General features: G+C 51.7%; 14 protein-coding genes, 2 tRNA genes and 1 pseudogene. 11 read left to right on the top strand and 6 right to left on the bottom strand.

What is annotated here, in order from left to right; all coding sequences use genetic code 11:
- Positions 1–75: 75 nt before the first annotated feature.
- Positions 76–915, bottom strand: a complete 840-nt coding sequence (locus tag ACRPFF_RS08525) for an RnfABCDGE type electron transport complex subunit B (RefSeq protein WP_432674398.1) — start codon at positions 913–915, stop codon at positions 76–78.
- A gap of 145 nt (positions 916–1060) precedes the next feature.
- Between ACRPFF_RS08525 and ACRPFF_RS08520 the strand changes: the two genes are divergently transcribed.
- The 3 genes from ACRPFF_RS08520 to ACRPFF_RS08510 all read left to right on the top strand — a co-directional run bounded on the left by ACRPFF_RS08520 (position 1061) and on the right by ACRPFF_RS08510 (position 3295).
- Positions 1061–3040: a cation:proton antiporter gene (locus ACRPFF_RS08520; RefSeq protein WP_411712848.1), complete on the top strand. Its 1980-nt coding sequence runs from the start codon at positions 1061–1063 to the stop codon at positions 3038–3040.
- Between the two features lie 69 nt (positions 3041–3109).
- Positions 3110–3185, top strand: a tRNA-Val gene (locus ACRPFF_RS08515).
- 33 nt (positions 3186–3218) lie between these two features.
- Positions 3219–3295: transfer RNA gene (locus ACRPFF_RS08510), tRNA-Asp, on the top strand.
- Positions 3296–3606: 311 nt separating this feature from the next.
- On the opposite strand, the gene ACRPFF_RS08505 is transcribed toward ACRPFF_RS08510, so the two are convergent.
- From ACRPFF_RS08505 to acpP, 3 genes are all read right to left on the bottom strand, one after another.
- Positions 3607–4821 carry an MFS transporter gene (locus ACRPFF_RS08505; RefSeq protein WP_411712886.1) on the bottom strand — a complete coding sequence of 405 codons (1215 nt, stop codon included), beginning with the start codon at positions 4819–4821 and terminating at the stop codon, positions 3607–3609.
- A gap of 198 nt (positions 4822–5019) precedes the next feature.
- The gene (fabF, locus tag ACRPFF_RS08500) at positions 5020–6267 is read right to left on the bottom strand and encodes a beta-ketoacyl-ACP synthase II (RefSeq protein WP_411712849.1); all 1248 of its coding nucleotides are present in this window, start codon (positions 6265–6267) and stop codon (positions 5020–5022) included.
- A 163-nt stretch (positions 6268–6430) separates the two neighbouring features.
- A complete protein-coding gene (acpP, locus tag ACRPFF_RS08495; RefSeq protein WP_002215574.1) occupies positions 6431–6667 on the bottom strand; it encodes an acyl carrier protein in 237 nt (78 codons plus the stop codon).
- A 230-nt stretch (positions 6668–6897) separates the two neighbouring features.
- Between acpP and ACRPFF_RS08490 the strand changes: the two genes are divergently transcribed.
- From ACRPFF_RS08490 to mnmE, 8 genes and pseudogenes are all read left to right on the top strand, one after another.
- Positions 6898–7908 carry a quinone-dependent dihydroorotate dehydrogenase gene (locus ACRPFF_RS08490; protein WP_432674397.1) on the top strand — a complete coding sequence of 337 codons (1011 nt, stop codon included), beginning with the start codon at positions 6898–6900 and terminating at the stop codon, positions 7906–7908.
- A 15-nt stretch (positions 7909–7923) separates the two neighbouring features.
- Positions 7924–8103 carry a hypothetical protein gene (locus ACRPFF_RS08485; RefSeq protein WP_411712851.1) on the top strand — a complete coding sequence of 60 codons (180 nt, stop codon included), beginning with the start codon at positions 7924–7926 and terminating at the stop codon, positions 8101–8103.
- A 137-nt stretch (positions 8104–8240) separates the two neighbouring features.
- A complete protein-coding gene (locus ACRPFF_RS08480; protein WP_003753328.1) occupies positions 8241–8594 on the top strand; it encodes a hypothetical protein in 354 nt (117 codons plus the stop codon).
- A 209-nt stretch (positions 8595–8803) separates the two neighbouring features.
- A pseudogene (locus ACRPFF_RS08475) lies at positions 8804–9262 on the top strand (DUF2247 family protein).
- Positions 9263–9364: 102 nt separating this feature from the next.
- The gene (gene polA, locus ACRPFF_RS08470) at positions 9365–12154 is read left to right on the top strand and encodes a DNA polymerase I (protein WP_432674396.1); all 2790 of its coding nucleotides are present in this window, start codon (positions 9365–9367) and stop codon (positions 12152–12154) included.
- A gap of 68 nt (positions 12155–12222) precedes the next feature.
- Positions 12223–13545 (top strand): Fic family protein, encoded by a 1323-nt coding sequence (locus tag ACRPFF_RS08465; RefSeq protein WP_411712855.1) that lies wholly within the window; start codon positions 12223–12225, stop codon positions 13543–13545.
- A gap of 373 nt (positions 13546–13918) precedes the next feature.
- Positions 13919–14764: a mechanosensitive ion channel family protein gene (locus ACRPFF_RS08460; protein ID WP_250314460.1), complete on the top strand. Its 846-nt coding sequence runs from the start codon at positions 13919–13921 to the stop codon at positions 14762–14764.
- A gap of 147 nt (positions 14765–14911) precedes the next feature.
- A complete protein-coding gene (gene mnmE / locus ACRPFF_RS08455; RefSeq protein WP_432674395.1) occupies positions 14912–16258 on the top strand; it encodes a tRNA uridine-5-carboxymethylaminomethyl(34) synthesis GTPase MnmE in 1347 nt (448 codons plus the stop codon).
- A gap of 926 nt (positions 16259–17184) precedes the next feature.
- Here the strand turns inward: mnmE and hupB are convergent.
- Positions 17185–19617, bottom strand: a complete 2433-nt coding sequence (gene hupB / locus ACRPFF_RS08450; RefSeq protein ID WP_411712857.1) for a haemoglobin-haptoglobin-utilization protein HupB — start codon at positions 19615–19617, stop codon at positions 17185–17187.
- A 27-nt stretch (positions 19618–19644) separates the two neighbouring features.
- On the bottom strand, positions 19645–20562 hold a 918-nt coding region (locus ACRPFF_RS08445), incomplete at its 5' end, for a Slam-dependent surface lipoprotein (protein WP_432674394.1).

Genomic DNA, 20562 nt, shown 5'->3' with positions numbered 1-20562 from the left:
CGGACGGTACGGATGCAGGGAGGCAAAGTTTAACGAAATGCCGTCTGAAATGAGTTCGGACGGCATGGAGGGGCATTATGGCGCGGTGTTTTGTGCGGCTTCCTGTTTGGCTTTGTATTGTTTGAGGTATTCCAAGGCGGCCGCTTTTTCGTTGTCGCTGCCGTATTTCATATCGCGTTGCGCCCGGCGCAGTTCGGCACGTTCGCGTGCTTCGGCAATTTGTTTGGCCTGATAGTCTTTCCGGTTGTCGGCGGCAACGAGCCGGTCTTGCTGGTTTTGTGCCTTTGCCATGGCTTTGGCGATGAGGTCGGCAGGGTTAAATGCTGTTTTTCCCGGTGTGTCGGGGGTTTGCCGGCGGGTGTTGCGGACGGCTGCTTCCCGTTCGGCAAGCATGGCTTTGCGTTCGGCTGTTTCCCGCCGTTTGCGTTCGTTATGCCTGAGATAACGCGTGCGGGCGTGTTCGGCAGCGGCAAAACGGCTGTCTGCGGACAGGCTGAAACGGCGTGCGCGCGGCAGGAAGGTATCGGNAACGGGCTGCATGTGGATGCAGTCGACGGGGCAGGGGGCGATGCAGAGTCCGCAGCCGGTACATTCGTCGGCGATGACGGTGTGCATGAATTTGCTCGCACCCATGATGGCATCGGTAGGGCAGGCGCGGATGCAGGCAGTGCAGCCGATACAGGCAGATTCGTCTATCCATGCCAGTGCCTTGGGTTGTTTTTTTGACGGTTCGGCAACAGGTTTGCCGAGCAGGGCGGAAATATCCCGAATGACGGCTTCTCCGCCCGGGGCGCAGAGGTTGTGCGCTTCGCCTTGCAGTATGGCTGCGGCATAGGGAAGGCAGCCTTCATAGCCGCATTCTCGGCATTGGGTTTGGGGAAGGAGGCGGTCGATGTCGTCGGCTGTGGTGGTCATGGCGTTAAATTGCGGAATCGGAAGGGGATATTTTAGCAGAATTGTGTGCCTCGCCCGTTTCGGATGATATGCGGTGTTTTGTTATAATGGAGTGGCGTGTGCTGTTTCAGACGGCATTTTGTCTGTTTTCCTGTTCGGACGGTCTATGAACGAATTTTCACTTGCTCCTATTGTGATTGTTTTGCTGGTGTCGGTCATTACGGTGATCCTGTGCCGTAAGTTTAACATTCCCTCCATGCTGGGCTACCTGCTGGTGGGCTTTTTGGCGGGACCCGGTATGCTCAGCCTGATTCCGAAAAGCCATGCGACGGATTATTTGGGGGAGATCGGGATTGTGTTCCTGATGTTCAGCATCGGTTTGGAGTTCTCACTGCCCAAGCTGAGGGCAATGAGGCGGCTGGTGTTCGGGCTGGGCGGTTTGCAGGTTGGCGTTACGATGCTGTCGGTAATGGGCATACTGATGCTGACGGGCGTGCCGTTCAATTGGGCATTCGCCGTATCGGGCGCGTTGGCGATGTCGTCTACGGCGATTGTGAGCCGGATTTTGTCGGAAAAGACGGAATTGGGGCAGCCGCACGGCCAGATGGTAATGGGCGTGTTGTTGATGCAGGATATTGCCGTTGTTCCACTGATGATTCTGATTCCTGCGTTGTCGGGGAATGGCGGGGAAGGCAGCCTGTGGGCGGCACTCGGCCTTGCCGGATTGAAAATGCTGATTACGCTGGGCGTATTATTCGTCGTCGGCAGCAAAGTCATGTCGCGATGGTTCAGGTTAGTTGCCAAACGCAAGTCGTCTGAACTGTTTATGATAAATGTCCTGCTGGTAACCTTGGGTGTGGCTTATCTGACTGAGCTGGAAGGTTTGTCTATGGCGTTGGGTGCATTCGTTGCCGGCATGCTGCTTTCGGAAACGGAATACCGTTTCCAGGTGGAGGACGACATCCGTCCGTTCCGCGACATCTTGCTCGGTTTCTTCTTTATTACGGTCGGTATGAAGCTGGATGTGCAGGCCTTGATCGGCGGCTGGCGTCAGGTATTGATGCTGTTGGTCATTTTGCTGATTTTGAAGGCGTTGGTTGTATTTGCCATTGCATTCAAAATGAGGCATTCGGTCGGCGACAGCCTCAAAACGGCTTTATATCTCGCGCAAGGCGGCGAGTTCGGCTTCGTGATGCTGGCCATTGCCGGGCAGCTTGATATGGTTTCGCCCGAATTGGAACAGGCGGCGACGGCGGCGGTTCTGCTGTCGATGATTATCGCCCCCTTTGTGTTGGGCAGCAGCGATGCGCTGGTAGGGCGTTTGGTCAAGTCAAGCTGGGATATGAAGTCGCTTGACCTGCACAGTATGTTGGTGGAAACCATGAGTAAGTCAGACCATGTGTTGGTTATCGGTTTTGGCAGGGGCGGGCAGACGGTCGGACGCGTGCTTGCCCAAGAGGGTATCCCGTATTTCGCACTTGATTTGGATATTGCGCGGGTGCAGGTTGCTAGAAGTGCTGGCGAGCCGGTATCGTTTGGTGATGCGAAACGCCGGGAAGTATTGGAAGCCGCCGGCTTGGGGCGCGCGAAAATGGTGGTGGTTACGCTCAACAATATGCACGAAACGCAACACGTTTTAGACAATGTGCTGTCCATGTATCCCAATATGCCCGTATATGTGCGCGCCACCAATGACGATTATGTGAAAACGTTTACCGATATGGGGGCGGAAGAAGCCGTGTCGGATACCAAAGAAACCGGACTCGTGCTGGCAGGCTATGCGATGTTAGGCAACGGCGCGTCGTACCGGCACGTCTATCAGACGATGGCAAATATCCGCCACAGCCGTTATGCCGCGTTGGAGGGTTTGTTTGTCGGTAGTGATGATGAGGCGGGATTCGGCGAAAATGGCGAAACCGTCCGCCACGCTTTTCCTTTGGCTGCAGAAGCATACGCCGTCGGCAAAACAGTCGGCACGCTTCCGATGGCGGCTTACGGCATCAAACTCTTGTTCGTCCGCCGCCGCACAGGCCGGATTGAAAACCCGGATGCCTCGTTTACATTGGAAGGCGGTGACGTGTTGGTGGTTGCAGGCAAAAAAGAAGAAATTATCTCTTTTGAAAACTGGAGTTTGCAGGGAATATAAATGAAATTCCGAAATAAGGCTTGCGCCATTTCCGGTTATTTGGTTTAATAACGCTTTCGCAAAATTCATGGGTGATTAGCTCAGTTGGTAGAGCGTCTGCCTTACAAGCAGAATGTCGGCGGTTCGACTCCGTCATCACCCACCAAGTTTCCTTTCATTGTTGTTAAACAGTGGATGCGCGGTGGTAGCTCAGTTGGTTAGAGTACCGGCCTGTCACGCCGGGGGTCGCGGGTTCGAGCCCCGTCCGCCGCGCCAAGTATTGAAAATACCGACCTTAAGGTCGGTTTTTTTTCGCCTGCCCGATTTGATGGGTTTGTCTGTTTTGGGTCTGTTTCGCCCGGATATTGCTGTTTTAATCTGGTTTTGTATCATTGGATGATATTTTCGATACGGATTCGGACAGTTGTTGCGTGCTGTTCTGATGTTGCTTACCTGTCGTATCAATGGGCAGTAGGATGCTTGCGGATTTTATGGCTTCCTTCTTGCCGTTTTGTGGGTTGAAATGTCGGCGGATATGTCGGATATTTTTGAAAATGCCGTCTGAAGGTTTTCAGACGGCATTTTTGTCAGGCGGTTTCGGGTTCGCGGATGGGGAGGTTGAGGAGGGCGGCGGTTCCGGCCAGCAGTGCGTCGGCATACCACATCCAGCCGTAGTCGCCGAATTGTGTAATCACAATGCCGCCGATGTATGAGCCGAGGAATCCGCCGATTTGGTGGCTGAGCATCGTCAGTCCGAACAGGGTGGCGAGGTAGCGCGTGCCGAAGAGTTTGCCGGTAATGGAGGCGGTCGGCGTGACGGTGGCGAGCCATGTGAATCCGAGTGCGGCGGCGAAAATATAGAAATTAAAGTCGGTCTTGGGCGAAAAAATGTAGATGAGTATCATCGCGGCGCGCGAGGTGTACAGTCCGAACAGGACGTATTTGCCCCGAACGCGGCTTGTGCACCAGCCTGAGAACACGCAACCGGCGATGTTTGCCAGTCCGATGATGGCAATGGATGTTGAGGCGACGGTGGCGGGCAGCCCGCAAAGTGCGATTTCGGTGGGCAGGTGGGTGACGAGGAAGGCGATGTGGAAGCCGCAGGCGAAAAAGCTCAGGTGTAGCAGGATGTAGCTTGGGGTTTTGAAGGCGGTTTTGACTGCTTCTCCGAGGCTTTGTCCGTGTGTGGCTTGGGTGTGTTGGGTATGGGCGGCGTTGTTGCCGCCGGCAAGCCACCATGAGACGGGCAGGATCAGCAGAGCGATTGCACCCCAAACATAAAATGTGCCCGTCCAGCCGACTTCGGGCAGGACGACGAGTCCTTGAACCAGCGGTGCGAACAGGAATTGTCCTGCCGAACCGCCTGCGTTGACCAGTCCGGATGCCAAGCCGCGTTTGTGTGCGGGGACTTGGGCGGCGACCTGTCCCATAATGATGGAGAAACCGCCTGAGCCTGTGCCGAATGCGAGCAGCAGCCCGACGGCAATCATCAGCCCCCAATAAGTCGGGATGTTGGGGGCAATCAGGCAGGCGCAGACGAGCAGGACGGCGCCGCCGCTTAATACCCTGAACGCGCCGAAACGGTCGGCAAGCGCGCCGGACAATGGTTGCGATATGCCCCACATCAGTTGGAAAACGGCGATGATGAGGCTGAATTGGGCAATGCTCAATTCGGTGGTGTTGACGACGGGTTGGACGAACAGTCCGAGCGTCATCCTCATGCCGATGGTAATCAGCAGGATAAATGCGGCGGCGGCAATGACCGTCCAGAGCTTGGGTGTTTTCGATGCGGTGTGCGTCATAATGTGTATTTTGAGTCGGTTAAGTTTGCGAATTTTAACAAACCGGATGATTCGGGCTAAATAATTCCTGATTCTTTGGATATAGCGCGAAGGTACGGGCAAATGCCGTCTGAAAGGTTGGAACTTGGACGGACAATAGAAAATGCCGTCTGAAACGGTTTCAGACGGCATTTCGATGTCGGCAGCAGTCGTGCGGAATCAGCCTTTGAAGCGTTTGAACACCAGCGTGCCGTTGGTGCCGCCAAAGCCGAAGGAGTTGGAAATGGCAACGTCGATTTCCGCGTCGCGCGCTTCGTTGGCGCAGTAGTCCAAATCGCAACCGGCTTCGATGTCTTGTTCGACAAGGTTGATGGTCGGTGGAACTTTGCCGTCATGTATCGCCAAAATGCTGTACACGGCCTCCACGCCGCCCGCCGCGCCGAGCAGGTGGCCGGTCATGGATTTGGTCGAGCTGACGACGGTTTTGTAAGCGTGTTCGCCGAACGCGCGTTTGAGGGCTTTGGTTTCGTTGGCATCGCCCAAGGGGGTGGACGTGCCGTGTGCGTTGACATAATCCACATCTTCGGGATTCAGTCCGGCATCTTTCAGCGCGCGGGTAACGGCGAGCGCAGGGCCTTCTTCGTTCGGCGCGGTAATGTGGTAGGCATCGGAACTCATCCCGAAGCCGACGATTTCGGCGTAGATTTTCGCACCGCGTTTTTTGGCGTGTTCCAATTCTTCCAACACCAATACGCCCGCGCCTTCGCCGATGACGAAGCCGTCACGGCCTTTGTCCCACGGACGGGAAGCGGCGGCGGGATCGTCGTTGCGGGTGGAGAGGGCTTTCATCGCGGCAAAACCGCCCACGCCCAAAGTGCTGATCGCGCCTTCGGCACCGCCTGCAATCATTACGTCAGCGTCGCCGTATTTAATCAGTCGGGCGGAGTCGCCGATGGAGTGGGCACCGGTGGTACAGGCGGAAACCATGCCGTAGCTGGGGCCGCGGTAGCCTTTGAGGATGGTTACATGACCTGAAATCAGGTTAATCAGCGAACCGGGAATGAAGAAAGGATTGATTTTGCGCGCGCCGCCTTCGATTACGGCTTTGCCTGTGGCCTCGATGCTGGGCAGTCCGCCGATGCCGGAACCGATGTTTACGCCGACACGGTCTTTATCGAGGTTTTCTACATCGTCCAAACCCGAATCGGCAATTGCCTGCAGTGCGGCGGCAATGCCGTAGTGGATAAATACGTCCATGCGGCGTGCTTCTTTTGCACTGATGTAATCGCCGATATTGAAATCGCGGACTTCGCCGGCGATTTGGCTGTTGATGTCGGATGCGTCAAAGCGGGTAATCTTGCCGATGCCGCTTTTGCCTGCGAGCAGGTTGTTCCATGCTTCTGCAACGCTGTTGCCGACAGGGGAAACTTGACCTAAGCCTGTAATGACTACTCTTCTCTGACTCATGATAATCTCGCTGTTGGTTGTCGGTGCGGCATATGGGGGTGTCGGACATATGCCGTCTGGAATTCCCGGCAGGTATTTAAACGGAGTTTAAGCAGTTTGCCATATAAGGGAAAAGCCTCTATTGCACGGTGCAGCAGAGGCTGTTGTGTCGGGCGATGACCGATTAGCCGTTGTGGGCGTTGATGTAGTCGATAGCCAGTTGGACTGTGGTGATTTTTTCAGCATCTTCGTCAGGGATTTCGCAACCGAAGGCTTCTTCCAGAGCCATAACCAGTTCTACGGTGTCCAGAGAGTCCGCGCCCAAGTCGTCTTGGAAGGAAGATTCGTTTTTCACGTCGGCTTCGTTTACGCCCAGTTGTTCAGCAACAATTTTCTTAACTTGTTGTTCGATGTTTGACATTTCAGTCGTTCCTTTATGCCTTGCGGCAGGTTGTTTAAGGGAAATAAATCGGTGGTATTGTACCGACTTTTAATAGAGTTTTCTATCTAATGCCTATTATATCAATATTTGCGGATTTGTACATTTTTGGGTGGTGCCGGTTTTAACGTTCAAATTTGATATGTATGCCGTGTCCGGCATGTGATTTCGGTTAAAATGGCAACATTTCCATCTGGAGCAGGAAGCCCGTTATGTATTCATTTGCCCGCCGTATCCTATTTGCGCTTGATGCCGAAAAGGCACACCATTTCACACTCAATGCCCTCAACACGGTTTATAAGCTCGGTCTGATTCCGGTAACCGACAACAAGGCTACCAAATCTGTCAGGCTGATGGGCATGGATTTGCCCAACCCTGTCGGACTTGCCGCAGGGCTCGATAAAAACGGCGAATACATAGATGCTTTGGTCGCGCTCGGCTTTGGTTTCATCGAAATCGGCACGGTAACGCCCAAACCGCAGCCCGGCAACCCGCAGCCGCGCCTCTTTCGCGTTCCCGAACACCAAGGCATCATTAACCGCATGGGTTTCAACAACCACGGTATCGACACCATGATACGCAACATCGAAAAAAGTAAATTCAGTGGCGTATTGGGCATCAACATCGGCAAAAACGCCGTAACACCTATCGAAAATGCTGCCGATGATTATTTAATCTGCCTCGAAAAAGCCTACGCGCACGCAAGTTACATTACCGTCAATATTTCCTCGCCCAACACTAAAAACCTTCGCGCGCTGCAAGGTGGCGACGAGTTGAGCGCATTGCTTGAGGCTTTGAAAAACAAACAGGCACAGCTTGCCTCTGTACACGGGAAATACATCCCGCTAGCCGTCAAAATCGCCCCCGATTTGGATGAAGCACAAATCGAAGACATCGCCCGCGTCGTCAAATCCGTCGAAATGGACGGCATCATCGCTACCAATACCACCATCGACAAATCAAGCCTCGGCAGCCATCCGCTCGCAGGCGAGCAGGGCGGTTTGAGCGGGCTGCCCGTTCATGAAAAAAGTAATCGGGTGTTGAAGCTGTTGGCAGACCATATCGACGGCAAGCTGCCGATTATCGGCGTAGGCGGCATCATGAACGGTAAGGATGCGGCAGAGAAAATCCGCTTGGGTGCAACTGCCGTCCAGGTGTACAGCGGATTGATATACAAAGGTCCGGCATTGGTCAAAGAATGTTTGAAGGCTTTGGCGCGATGACGCGTCCCGCACAAAATGCCGTCTGAACGCACGTTTTGCCGTTCAGACGGCATTTTCATTTCCTTTTTCCGCCTGCCGCCCTTTGAAAGTCCCTTACGCGCCGCCCTGTTTGAAACAAAGCAAACGCCCGCCGCGAACCGGACAATCTTGATACGCAGCCAAAGCAAGTCCGGCGGTAAGTTGTTAAATATATAAATAATTGATATAAAAAATAATTTTATGCCGTGGCGGACGACTTGGGAAAACGCAAAATATGAGCGGTGTTGAAATTCATGATGTGGAAAATAAGGATATGGCGGATAATCAAGAGATTTTATATTTAAGGATTCGATATGTTTAAGGACGAACTAAATGAATTTATCCGATTGATATCCGATCCAGAAAGTGAATTGGATGAATGGTATTTGAGTGATTTTAAAGATGAACATATATGGAAAATGCAAAGTTACGAAGCATTTTCATGTTTGCGTGAAGCAGTCCCCTATTTGTTTGCTTATCCCCGATACGGGTATGAACTGTTGGAGATAATTTCCGCGTTAAAAGAAACATCTGATACGACAGAATTATTTTATGAGCCAGGTATCGTGCCTTTGCTGATTGATTTATATAAAGAAGATAGTTATCTGATAAATATGGTCAAACGGATATTCAACTGTCGTTATGGCAAATTTTCTCCATCCGGATGAAAAAACGGATTGGAGAAATTTGGATGATTTATTCAATGAGTTGGTTTTAGAGGAATTGCAGGCTTCATTTATGGATTGGTATCCGACTGTTGAAGAGGCAATCAGCCGTCATTTGGAAGACTTTTCGTAACAGGCGTCAATCGAAAGGGGCAGAATGACGGGGCAGGCAAACTGATGCGTGAACACGGAGCAGGCAACCGGAGTAAAAAATGAACCTTGATTTAACCGCGCAAAAAGTCCGCCTTTCTTGGAAGGATATTCTGTGGGGATATGAGAGTAAATACTTGGGTTGGGCTGATGTAGTAGCTTATGCCCGAAAAATGACGTTTTCAGATCATGATGAACGCGTGTTCAAACTATCTTTAATTAATAAATCCAATATTCTTGAATTAAAGCCTGTTCTGGAAGATTTGGCTTCGGAAATGAGGGATTATTCCCCTAAAAATTGGCTGTACTTCCTCATAAATTAGCTATTCCATAGAAAAGAAGAATTTGAGGATCCTTTGGGGGAAGTTGAAAAAATTTATGCAGATTTTGATTACCCGGAAGAAATGGAATCATTTGTCAGATATATGCCGCCTAAAGACGGTTATATTCCTTCTGCCCACAGCTATGAAGAAAATATTGCCCGGCTGTATCTCAATTGGGCAAAATATTTGGGCAGATAAGGCAGGCCAGATTCAAATGCCGTCTGAAATGGGCTTTCAGACGGCATTTTGATTATCCCTTATAATTAGGTCATTTTTATTTTCTCATCAGCAGATACTATCATGGCAACCATTCACACCCTTCTCCTCGTTGACGGCTCTTCTTATCTCTACCGCGCTTATCACGCGATGGCGCAGTTGACTGCGCCTGACAGTGCGCCGACGGGTGCGCTTTATGGCGTGTTGAATATGTTGCGTCGTCTGCGCTCGGATTATGTGCACGATTATTGCGCGGTGGTGTTTGATGCAAAGGGCAAGAATTTCCGCCACGAGATGTTCCCCGACTATAAGGCGACGCGCCCGCCGATGCCGGACGATTTGCGCCCGCAGGCGGAAGCCTTGCCGGATTTGGTGCGCCTGATGGGCTGGCCGGTATTGGTGATTCCGCAGGTAGAAGCGGACGACGTTATCGGCACTTTGGCTAAGATGGCTAGCGAAGCAGGGTGGAACGTGGTGGTATCTACCGGCGATAAGGACATGGCGCAGTTGGTGAACGAGCGCGTAACGCTGGTGAACACGATGAGCGGCGAAACGCTGGATATTGAAGGCGTGAAGGAAAAATTCGGCGTGCGCCCCGACCAAATCCGCGATTATCTCGCGCTGATGGGCGACAAGGTGGACAATGTGCCGGGCGTGGAGAAGTGCGGCCCGAAAACGGCGGTGAAGTGGCTGGAAGCCTACGGCTCGCTGGCTGGTGTGATGGAACACGCTTCGGAAATCAAGGGCAAGGTCGGCGAAAACCTGCAAGCCGCGCTGCCCCAACTGCCGCTTTCGTATGATTTGGTAACGATTAAAACCGATGTGGACTTGCACACCGAGCTTTCAGACGGCCTCGAAAGCCTGCGCCGCACTTCGCCGAAATGGTCGCAGCTTGCGGTCGATTTCAAACGCTGGGGCTTCCGCACTTGGCTGAAAGAAGCGGAAAGCCGTATACACGAAGCGGCGGACGGCGATTTGTTCGGCAGCGATACGATAGGCGAACAGGCGGCGTTGGACATGGAAACGTCGTCTGAAAAAATCATAGAACATGCCCCAGCCCCNGAAAAGCTGGATTATCAAGNCGTTACCACCGAAGCGCAGTTTGCCGCCTTGTTGGACAAACTGGCGCAGGCGGACAAAATCGGCATCGATACGGAAACCACGTCATTAGACGCGATGAAGGCCTCGCTGGTCGGCATCAGCATTGCGTTCCAAGCAGGCGAAGCGGTTTACATCCCCGTAGGACACAGCCTGACTGCCGCCCCCGAACAACTTGATTTGCAAGACGTATTAGGCCGTCTGAAACCGCATTTGGAAAACCCCGCCCTGAAAAAAATCGGGCAAAACCTCAAATACGACCAACACGTTTTCGCCAATTACGGCATCACCCTGAACGGCATCGCCGGCGACGCCATGCTCGCTTCCTATATCATCGAGAGCCATCTCGGACACGGCTTGGACGAATTGTCCGAACGCTGGCTGGGCTTGGAAACCATTACCTACGAATCGTTGTGCGGTAAAGGCGCGAAGCAAATCAGTTTTGCCGATGTCGCCATCGGGCAGGCGACCGAATACGCCGCCCAAGACGCCGATTTCGCCCTGCGCCTCGAAGCGCACCTGCGCGCGCAAATGGATGTCAAACAGCTTGAAATGTATGAAAAAATGGAGTTGCCCGTCGCGCAGGTATTGTTTGAAATGGAACGCAACGGCGTGCAAATCGACCGCGCCGAACTCGCCCGCCAAAGCGCGGAACTCGGCACCGAGCTGATGAAACTCGAACAAGAAGCCTACGCAGTCGCAGGCCAGCCGTTCAACCTCAACTCGCCCAAACAGCTTCAAGAAATCCTGTTCGACAAAATGGGCATCCCCACCAAAGGCCTGAAAAAAACCGCCAAAGGCGGCATTTCTACCAACGAAGCTGTGCTCGAACAGCTCGCGCCCGACTACCCCCTGCCCAAAATCATCCTACAAAACCGCAGCCTGGCGAAACTCAAATCCACCTACACCGACAAACTGCCCGAAATGATTTCCCCCAAAGACGGCCGCGTGCATACTACCTACGCCCAAGCCGTCGCCATCACCGGCCGCCTCGCCAGCAACAACCCTAATCTGCAAAACATCCCCATCCGCACCGCCGAAGGCCGCCGCGTGCGCCGCGCCTTCACCGCACCGCAAGGCAGCGTCATCGTTTCCGCCGACTATTCCCAAATCGAGCTGCGCATCATGGCGCACCTCTCCGGCGACAAAACCCTCATCGCCGCGTTCCAAAACGGCGAAGACGTACACCGCCGCACCGCCGCCGAAGTATTCGGTATCGCCCCCGAAAACGTCTCGTCCGAACAACGCCGCTACGCCAAAACCATCAACTTCGGCCTCATTTACGGCATGGGCCAATACGGCCTCGCTAAATCATTGGGCATCGACAACATCTCCGCTAAAAACTTTATCGACCGCTACTTCGCCCGCTACCCCGGCGTCGCCGAATATATGCAGCGCACCAAAGAACAAGCCGCCGCCCAAGGCTTCGTTGAAACCCTATTCGGCCGCCGCCTCTACCTGCCCGACATCCGCAACAAAAACGCCAACGCCCGCGCCGGAGCCGAACGCGCCGCCATCAACGCCCCCATGCAGGGCACCGCCTCCGACCTCATCAAACGCGCCATGATAGACGTGCGAAACTGGCTTTCAGACGGCATCGGCAGCAAACTGGTCATGCAGGTGCATGACGAACTGGTGTTGGAAGTCCCCGAAGCCGAATTGGATTTAGTCAAAGAAAAACTGCCGCAGATTATGGCGAAAGTGGACGAAGGGATGTTGAAAGTGCCGCTGGTGGCTGAGGTTGGCGTGGGGATGAATTGGGAAGAGGCGCATTGAGATTGTTTGACCCTATCTTTCTTTCAATATAGAATTAATCTCAAAATTAAATTCTTGAGATAATAATTATGAGAAAAGTTGAAAAACCTATTAAAATCAATGAGTTGATGGAAAAATATATTACTCAATTCCATGAGGTAATGTCTGTTGATATGCCTGAATTTAATGAGGATTATATTCATTGGGATAAATTGCGGCGGTTATCTAAAGATACTGCCCTTAATGAGAAAAGATGGCTAAAACTTAAATTGGTTAGGCAGGGAACATCTCGCCGTATTAACTTAAAAGATAAGTTTGGATTAGATTTCAAGTTTAACATACCAAATAATTGCCACTCACTACTCCATCAAATTGATGAGTTAAGAGCTAGGTTAGTAAATTTTTATATGGATAAAGCAAATAAACATGAATTTTGGTCCGCTTCTTTAAAGTATGAAGAATCCATTTCCAGTTCACAGTTAGAAGGTGCTGCTACTACTAGAGCTGTTGCTTTACAAATGCTTGAAGAGGAAAGGGCTCCTCAAAGTAATGATGAGAAAATGATCTTGAATAATTACCTTTTAATGAAACAGGTAATTGAAAAAAAAGATTGTAAATTAGATATTGATTTAATTTTGAATTTTCATTTGACTGCAACGCAGGGGATAGATGATAAAAAAATATCTCCTGGAACGTTAAGAAATAAAGATGATGTTTATGTTAGTAATTATTACAATGAAGTTCTACATTTACCTCCCTCACATCATGAGTTGAGAGAAAGATTACAAAAGCTATGTGACTTTGCTAATTATGAACATATTGAAAAAGAATTTATTCATCCTATAATTAAAGCAATTATCTTGCATTTTATGGTGGGTTATGAACATCCTTTTTTTGATGGGAATGGTAGGACTGCAAGAGCATTGTTCTATTGGTTTGTAATGAAAAATAATTATAATGAATTTGAGTATATTTCTATTAGTAAACTTTTAAAATCAGCTCCTGCTAAATATGCAAAGGCCTATTTATTTACTGAGACGGATGATAATGATTTAACTTATTTTATTGAACATCAATTGTGTACAATAAAAAAAGCAATTGAAGAGTTATTTAAATTTCTCGATAGGAAACATAAAGAGTTTACAGAGACATTAACGTGGTTATCGAAAACATCTGTATATAATAGACTGAATTCTAAAGAAATTATTTTATTAAAGAGGGCTATCAAAAACCCGGGTAAGGTATTTACTGCAAAAGAAGTTAAAAATTTCTTAGGAATTACGGATAATACAGCGAGGAAATATTTAGAACATTTGGCTGAACACAAGATTCTATTGAAATCTACTTCTGATAAAACATCGATTTATATTGCTAGGCAAGATATAGTTAATCTATTAAATCAAAGAAAATAGTTATTAAAATATCAGAAAGGCGGCCGTAGGTCGGATACTTGTATCCGACTAAAGCCGCTGCCATCTCAAATAGCCGTCGGATTCGAGAATCCGACCTACTGAAACTGGGCATCGGGTGTAGGGTGTGTGCGGTACGTACGCACGCGGTGTTTGAAACCCCAAACCCATCCAAGGTCGTCTGAAAAACCCGTTACAGAGTTTTTCAGACGACCTTTATTCTTCCTGCCGACAGGCTACAATTACGGGTGCAGTTTCCTTCATGGATTCAATACGGCCCAGGTGCGCGGTTTTAAGGTCGTCTGAAATATGGACAGACTTGCCGCAAACCGAATAATATCCAAATTTCCAACCATCCTTTAACCATAAAAAAATCATGAATTTTAATCTTGAGAACCTCTCTTCATTTGTCGGCTGGGAACGTTTTGCCGAAACCGGCATGGCATTCGGTACCAACCTCGTTGCCGCGCTGGCGATTTTCTTTGTCGGCAGATGGATAGCCTCCCGCCTCGTTATTTTGATGAAAGCCGCGCTGACCCGCGCCAAAGTAGATAGGACGCTCGTCAGCTTTCTAGGCAACGTAGCCAATATCGGCCTGTTAATCCTGATTATTATTGCCGCGTTGGGCAAGTTGGGCATTCCGACCACGTCGGTTACCGCATTAATCGGCGGCGCGGGCTTGGCGGTGGCTTTGTCGCTGAAAGACCAACTGTCGAACTTTGCCGCCGGTGCGCTGATTATCCTGTTTCGTCCGTTTAAGGTTGGTGATTTCATCAAAGTCAACGGTTTCGAAGGTACCGTGAGCGAAATCAAAATGGTNCAGACCGCTCTGAACACGCTGGACAATGAAGAAGTCATCCTGCCCAACAGTATTGTCATGAGCAACAGCATCATCAACCGTTCCTCTAATCCGCTGTGCCGCGTACACGTGGTAGTGGGTGTAGATTATGCTTGTGATTTGAAGGCGGCTAAGGCAGCTGTTTTGAGGGCCGCCACCGAGCATCCTTTATATGTGCAGACACCCGGCAGGGAAGCGGCAGTACACATTACCAATTTGGGCGACAGCGCTATTGAGATTACGCTTTGGGCGTGGACGAACGAGGCCGATTTGGGCGCGTTCCGCTTCGGTTTGAACGAACAGGTGGTTGAAAACCTGCGTGCAGCACAAATCAATATACCCTTCCCGCAGCGCGATGTGCACATCATTACGCCGAAAGACTGAGGCTTTGATACGGGTAAGCTGAATTAAAACCTTATTCCGTATCCGGTATGCCCGTTAATCGGTAAAAAATGCCGTCTGAAACCTAAATCATCGGGTTTCAGACGGCATTTGCTATAATCGCGGCTGTTTTGAATTTTCGGGGGTTTTATGTCGGATAACGTTCCAACGATTGCGGCAGTCGCTACTGCACCAGGGCGCGGCGGCGTGGGCGTGATACGCATATCGGGGAAAAACCTGCTGCCGATGGCGCAGGCTTTGTGCGGGAAAACGCCCAAGCCACGCGTGGCAACTTATGCTGATTTTACGGACGTGGACGGACAGGCAATCGACAGCGGGCTTTTGCTGTTTTTTGCCGCACCGGCAAGTTTTACGGGCGAAGATGTCATCGAACTTCAGGGGCACGGCGGGCCGGTGGTGATGGATATGCTGCTGAACCGCTGTTTGGAACTGGGTGCGCGCCTTGCCGAGCCGGGCGAGTTTACCAAACGTGCGTTTTTAAACGACAAACTGGACTTGGCACAGGCGGAAGGCGTGGCGGATTTGATTGACGCATCCAGCCGTTCGGCGGCGCGTCTGGCGTTGCGCTCGCTCAAGGGCGATTTTTCGCGGCGGATACACGGTCTGGTCGAAGACTTGATTACCTTACGGATGCTGGTCGAAGCGACGCTGGATTTTCCCGAGGAAGACATTGATTTTCTCGAAGCGGCGGACGTACGCGGCAAACTGGACGGCTTGCGCCGCGCCGTGGATGATGTGCTTGCCAACGCGCAGCAGGGCGCGATTTTGCGCGAAGGTCTGAATGTCGTATTGGTCGGCGCGCCGAATGTCGGCAAATCCAGCCTGTTGAACGCGCTGGCGGGCGACGAAGTGGCGATTGTTACCGATATTGCGGGTACGACGCGCGACGCGGTCAGGGAACGTATCCTGATTGACGGCGTTCCGGTGCATATTGTCGATACGGCAGGTTTGCGCGAGACGGACGACGTGGTCGAACGCATCGGCATCGAACGCAGCCGCAAAGCCGTATCCGAAGCCGATGTCGCGCTGGTGTTGGTCGATCCGCGCGAAGGCGTGAACGACAAGACACGGGCGATTTTGGACGCGCTGCCGCCGGAGTTGAAACGCATCGAAATCCACAGCAAATCCGATTTGCATGCACACGCGGCAGGCGGGTTCGGTACGGGCGCGGAAACCGTCATCGCGCTGTCGGCGAAAACTGGCGACGGCTTGGACGCGCTGAAACGGACGCTGTTGCGCGAGGCCGGTTGGCAGGGCGAAAGTGAAGGGCTGTTTTTGGCGCGGACGCGGCACGTCAACGCACTCAAAGCGGCGCAGGAAGAATTGTCGCTGGCGGCATTGTGCGGCAACCATCAAATCGAGCTGTTTGCCGAACACTTGCGGCTGGCGCAGGTCGCGTGCGGCGAAATCACGGGGGAATTTACCGCAGATGATTTGCTCGGCGTGATTTTTTCGAGGTTTTGTATCGGAAAATAAACGGATCGAAAGCACCGTGGCGGTGTCCGGCTGAACATTCCGTTATCCCATAAAAACGGAAATCCGATTCGTTCGGTTTTGGTTTTTTGAATTTCGGGCAACGCTTGAATCTTCATTCCGCGCAGGCGGAAATTATCGGCGCGGTACGGCAACTTTTTTCGATATGAAAAGACCGTCATTTCTGTAAAAACAAAAAATCAAAAACAGAAAACTGAAATATCGTTATTCCCGCGCAGGCGGGAATCCAGCCTCGTCGGCACGGAAACTTATCGGGAAAACGGTTTCTTTAGATTTTACGTTCCGGATTCCCACTTTCGCGGGAATGACGGGATTAAAGTTTCAAAATTTATTCTAAATAACTGAAACTCAACGAAATTGATTCCCACTTTCGTGGGAATGACGAATTTTGGGTTTCTGTTTTTGGTTTTCTGTTCTTGTGGGAATGATGAAATTTTAAGTTTTAGGAATTTATCGGAAAAAACAGAAACCGCTCCGCCGTCATTCCCGCGCAGGCGGGAATCCAGCCCTGTCGGCATGGAAACTTATCGGGAAAACGGTTTCTTTAGATGTTACGTCCTAGATTCCCGCTTTCGCTGGAATGACAGGATTAAAGTTTCAAAATTTATTCTAAATAACTGAAACTCAGCGAACTAGATTCCCACTTTCGTGGGAATGACGTGGTGCAGGTTTCCGTGCGGATGGCTTCGTCATTCCCGCGCAGGCGGGAATCCAGGTTCGTTGAGTTTCAGTCATTTCCGATAAATTCTTGCAGCTTTGCGTTTCTAGATTCCCACTTCCGTGGGAATGACGGAGAGTTGCGGGATTGGGCTTGGTACAAGCCTGAAAGGGGGCGGCGGTGCGACCGTAAAAAATGCCGTCTGAAACCCAAATCATCGGGTTTCAGACGGCATTGGCACATCAGGAGCTTAGAACTTCGCTTCGATGGTGAAATTGTAGCTCCTGCCCGGCGAGGTAAAGCGTTGGATGCCGGCGTGGGTTTTGTTGTCAACGCGGTTGACCGTGCCGAACTCGCGGATGCTGCGTAAAGATTCCCAAGTGTAGTACTGCTTGTTGGTAATGTTGTACGCGGCGGCGCGGAGCGTAACCTGTTTGCCGATGTTGAGGTAGGCGGAAAGGTCGAACAGCATATAGGCCTTGCTGTGTTTGGCATAAGGCCACGGGTTGTTCAAGTCGTCGTTGCTGTGGACGGTGTCGGACGGCTTTTTGGCGGCGGTGCGCGTGGCGTAGGCGTTGATGCCCCAGCGTTTGGAAGGCGCGTCATAGCCCAGGCTGTAAACCGCCGTCCACGGCGAAAGCGCGTTGATGGGCGTTTCTTTGCCGTTGTTTTGCGTTGCCTTGCCCTTGATGTAGCTGACGTTGAGGCCGGTGTGCAGCCCTTTGGGCAAACCGATACTGTCGAGATTCCATGTACCGTTAAATTCCAAACCTTTTACCCATGCTGAGGAGCGGTTTTGGTTTTGCCAAACGGGCGAGCTGACCAATGCCGTGTTGTCTGAAAGCGGGGCGTAGGTGGGTTTGTTAGGGTCGTCTGACGAAACGCCCATATACGTCAATTCGATAAAGTCGCGGTATTTGGTTTTGAAGCCCGAGAGCTTGAAGTTGCCTGCTTTGCCGCTGCCCGCCAGACCCAATTCCCAGTTTTTGGCTTTTTCCGCTTTCAGTTTGGGGTTGGCTTTCAGGTAGAAATCGGGGTGTGGGAACAGCAGCCAGGTTTCGTCCGAAGTCGGTGCGCGGAAGCCGGTGCTGTATTTTGCCAACAAGTGCAGATGCTTGGTAAACCGCCAGTCGAACCCCGTGCCGTAGCTGAAGCCGGCGTGCGCGCGTTCCGAACCCAAATGGGGAATCTGCCCTCGGATGGCGGTGGTGTATTTCGGATCGTCTTTCGCGCTGCTGCTGTTTTTGTCGTAGCGTATGCCCGCATTCAGGCGGAAGCGGTCGTTGCCGCCCAAGTGAAACGCATTGTTCCAATAGGCAAATTTATATTTCGACCGGTTTTCGATCAGCATCGTGATTTTGGCTTGGTTGGAAGCGAGGATTTTGGGGGCGTACAGTTTTGCGAAATAACTGTAATCCGAGTTGGCATTGTCCCCTCTGCCGCCGCCCAAGCCGTATTGCGCCGCCCAAACGGCTTTGGAAAAGTCGAGTTGTTTTTCAAAATCGGCAGTCCATTGCGCGGTGTTTTGGCGGATATGCCGGAACGAATGGTAAACCTCGCCGTTGATGCCGTTTGTATCGTAATTTTTCGGGATGTCCCAAGTCCAAGTGTTCATATCGATGCGCTGCTTGTCGTAGCGCAGCTTGAGGCTGTCCCACGGGCCGTGTTCCAATTCGTTTTTGTATTCGACGCCGGAGCGGCGGCGGTAGCTCACGTCTTGGCGGTGGCGGTAGTCGCCCGTTGCGGGAGATGTGGTCGTACCCGTCCACAAATTAGACAGCTCGTTGGTAAAACGGTCGGTGCGGGAGTCTTCAAAAATCCAGCCAATGCGGTTGCGGTCGTTGAAATTGTAGCCCAGCTTGAACAAGGTGCTTTTGTTTACCCACTCTTGCGGGTCGGGTTGGGAGCGTGCAACCCCTGTGGCTACGTAATCCAGCCATTTGCTGGGTCCGGATACATCGGTCGGGTTATAGATATATCCGGCGTTTTTAATTTTGACATCGCCCTCGGTCGAGCGGTTTTTGGTTTCTTTGCCGAAGCGGCGGGTATAAACCAATAAGGCATCCAAACCAAAGAGCCTGCCGGAGGCGGTGATGCTGCTGAATCTTTGGCTGTTTTTGCCGACGCTGCCGCCCTTTATCCCCAAATGGTAGGGCTTGTCTTCGGAAACATAATCGCTTGCGGATTTGGTTTGGTAATTGACTGCGCCGCCCAATGCGCCGCTGCCGGATTTGAGCGAGTCCGCGCCTTTGGTGATGGTAACTTCGGAAAAGTTTTCCGGCTCGGAAGTGTTGCGGTTGGCGTTGAAGTTGCCGTACGCGCCGAACAATTCTTGGAAGGCTTCGGAAGAGCGGCTTTCCGCCTGCGCCAGCCCGTCAACGTTGATGGCGACGCGGTCTTTGTCCACGCCGCGTATGGTAAAGCCGTTAGAACCCGCCCTGCCGCCTTCGACGACGGAAATGCCGGGGTCGTAGCGCACCAGGTCGTGTTCGTCGTTGACCAAGAGCTTGTCTAAGGTTTTGCGGCGGATTTTTTCTTCGCCGAGTTTTTGGGTTTTGTGCGTGCCGGTAACGGTGATTTCGTTCAGCGTTTGGGCGGACTGCGGCGCGGGGTCTGCTGCAAAGGCGGGAAACGCTTGGGCGATGGCGGCGGCAGCCAATACGGGTTTGAAGGGAATGGGCATAAGAAAACCTTTTTAAAAGCGTATGGGTTATTGTTTTTTGAGATGTTCGGTATCTTGATTGGTTGTGTCTTCAAGTTGTTTCTCATAACTCACACCGCCGAATACGGTATCGAGGGAGCGGTCGCCGTCAAAGGTGATTTTGCCGCCTATACTGGTGTCGCTGCTGTAACTACTGTCGAACTTGCCAAAAAACTTGCCGTCCAAGTTGCCGGTTTGCCCGCCGGATGTGGCAGTGCCGGAAAAGGTCAGACCGTTAATCGTTGCTTCTTTAATTTCCACATCCGGCCCGTAATCGCTGTTGCCGAGGATTTTGCCTGCCAGTTTGTTGCTGTTGAAATTGGCGGTGATAAAGGAAAGGACGGGGGTGTTGGTAGGTGGACCCCAATAACCGCTTTTTGGTGGCGTATAAGAGGAAGTAACAAATTGCCCATTTCTGACGCGGATGCCCCAAACCTGATAAGTGATTTTGCCCTTGCCGGCGGTTTCGGGCGTGTCGTCGCTCCAGGAGTATGCCGGTTTCGGCGTTTTGCCGACGGGGAAGCCGCCGGTGAAGAGGTCGATTTCGCCGTTGGGACCTATCCACGCCCCGAATTTCATATAATCTTGTTTGGTGATTTCCGCATACGAAGTAGCCCCGGATTCGCTGCAACAGATAAAGATGCGGCTGCCGTCGGCAAGCCGCTGCCCTGCGTGGCGGTCGGGAATTTTGAAATCGGGGGAGGAGTAGCTGACGGTTATGGGGTCGGCGTAGGATGAAAGGGCGTATTGCGCGCCGCCGGGTGTTTGGAAGATGAATGCTTTTTCTTCTCTTTTGATGCCGTAACTTTCTACTTCATATTTCCGCTGCTGAATGGAAATGCCGGATGTGCTTCCGGTGTCGGCGGTGTTGATGTTTTCGATTTTGCTATTGTCGTCTGATAACTTTACCTCGCCGGTGGGCAGTGG

The organism is Neisseria sp. SLRRB23 (assembly GCF_050896295.1).
Lineage (GTDB): Bacteria > Pseudomonadota > Gammaproteobacteria > Burkholderiales > Neisseriaceae > Neisseria.
The sequence above is the reverse complement of the archived record's forward strand: the minus strand, read 5'-3'. Positions and strand labels throughout refer to the sequence as shown.

What these genes read in the sequence shown, in the direction of transcription:
- ACRPFF_RS08520 (WP_411712848.1), top strand. Translation starts at nt 1,061, where the DNA reads ATGAACGAATTTTCACTTGCTCCTATTGTGATTGTTTTGCTGGTGTCG.
- ACRPFF_RS08505 (WP_411712886.1), bottom strand. Translation starts at nt 4,821, where the DNA reads ATGACGCACACCGCATCGAAAACACCCAAGCTCTGGACGGTCATTGCC.
- fabF (WP_411712849.1), bottom strand. Translation starts at nt 6,267, where the DNA reads ATGAGTCAGAGAAGAGTAGTCATTACAGGCTTAGGTCAAGTTTCCCCT.
- acpP (WP_002215574.1), bottom strand. Translation starts at nt 6,667, where the DNA reads ATGTCAAACATCGAACAACAAGTTAAGAAAATTGTTGCTGAACAACTG.
- ACRPFF_RS08490 (WP_432674397.1), top strand. Translation starts at nt 6,898, where the DNA reads ATGTATTCATTTGCCCGCCGTATCCTATTTGCGCTTGATGCCGAAAAG.
- ACRPFF_RS08485 (WP_411712851.1), top strand. Translation starts at nt 7,924, where the DNA reads ATGCCGTCTGAACGCACGTTTTGCCGTTCAGACGGCATTTTCATTTCC.
- ACRPFF_RS08480 (WP_003753328.1), top strand. Translation starts at nt 8,241, where the DNA reads ATGTTTAAGGACGAACTAAATGAATTTATCCGATTGATATCCGATCCA.
- ACRPFF_RS08465 (WP_411712855.1), top strand. Translation starts at nt 12,223, where the DNA reads ATGAGAAAAGTTGAAAAACCTATTAAAATCAATGAGTTGATGGAAAAA.
- mnmE (WP_432674395.1), top strand. Translation starts at nt 14,912, where the DNA reads ATGTCGGATAACGTTCCAACGATTGCGGCAGTCGCTACTGCACCAGGG.
- hupB (WP_411712857.1), bottom strand. Translation starts at nt 19,617, where the DNA reads ATGCCCATTCCCTTCAAACCCGTATTGGCTGCCGCCGCCATCGCCCAA.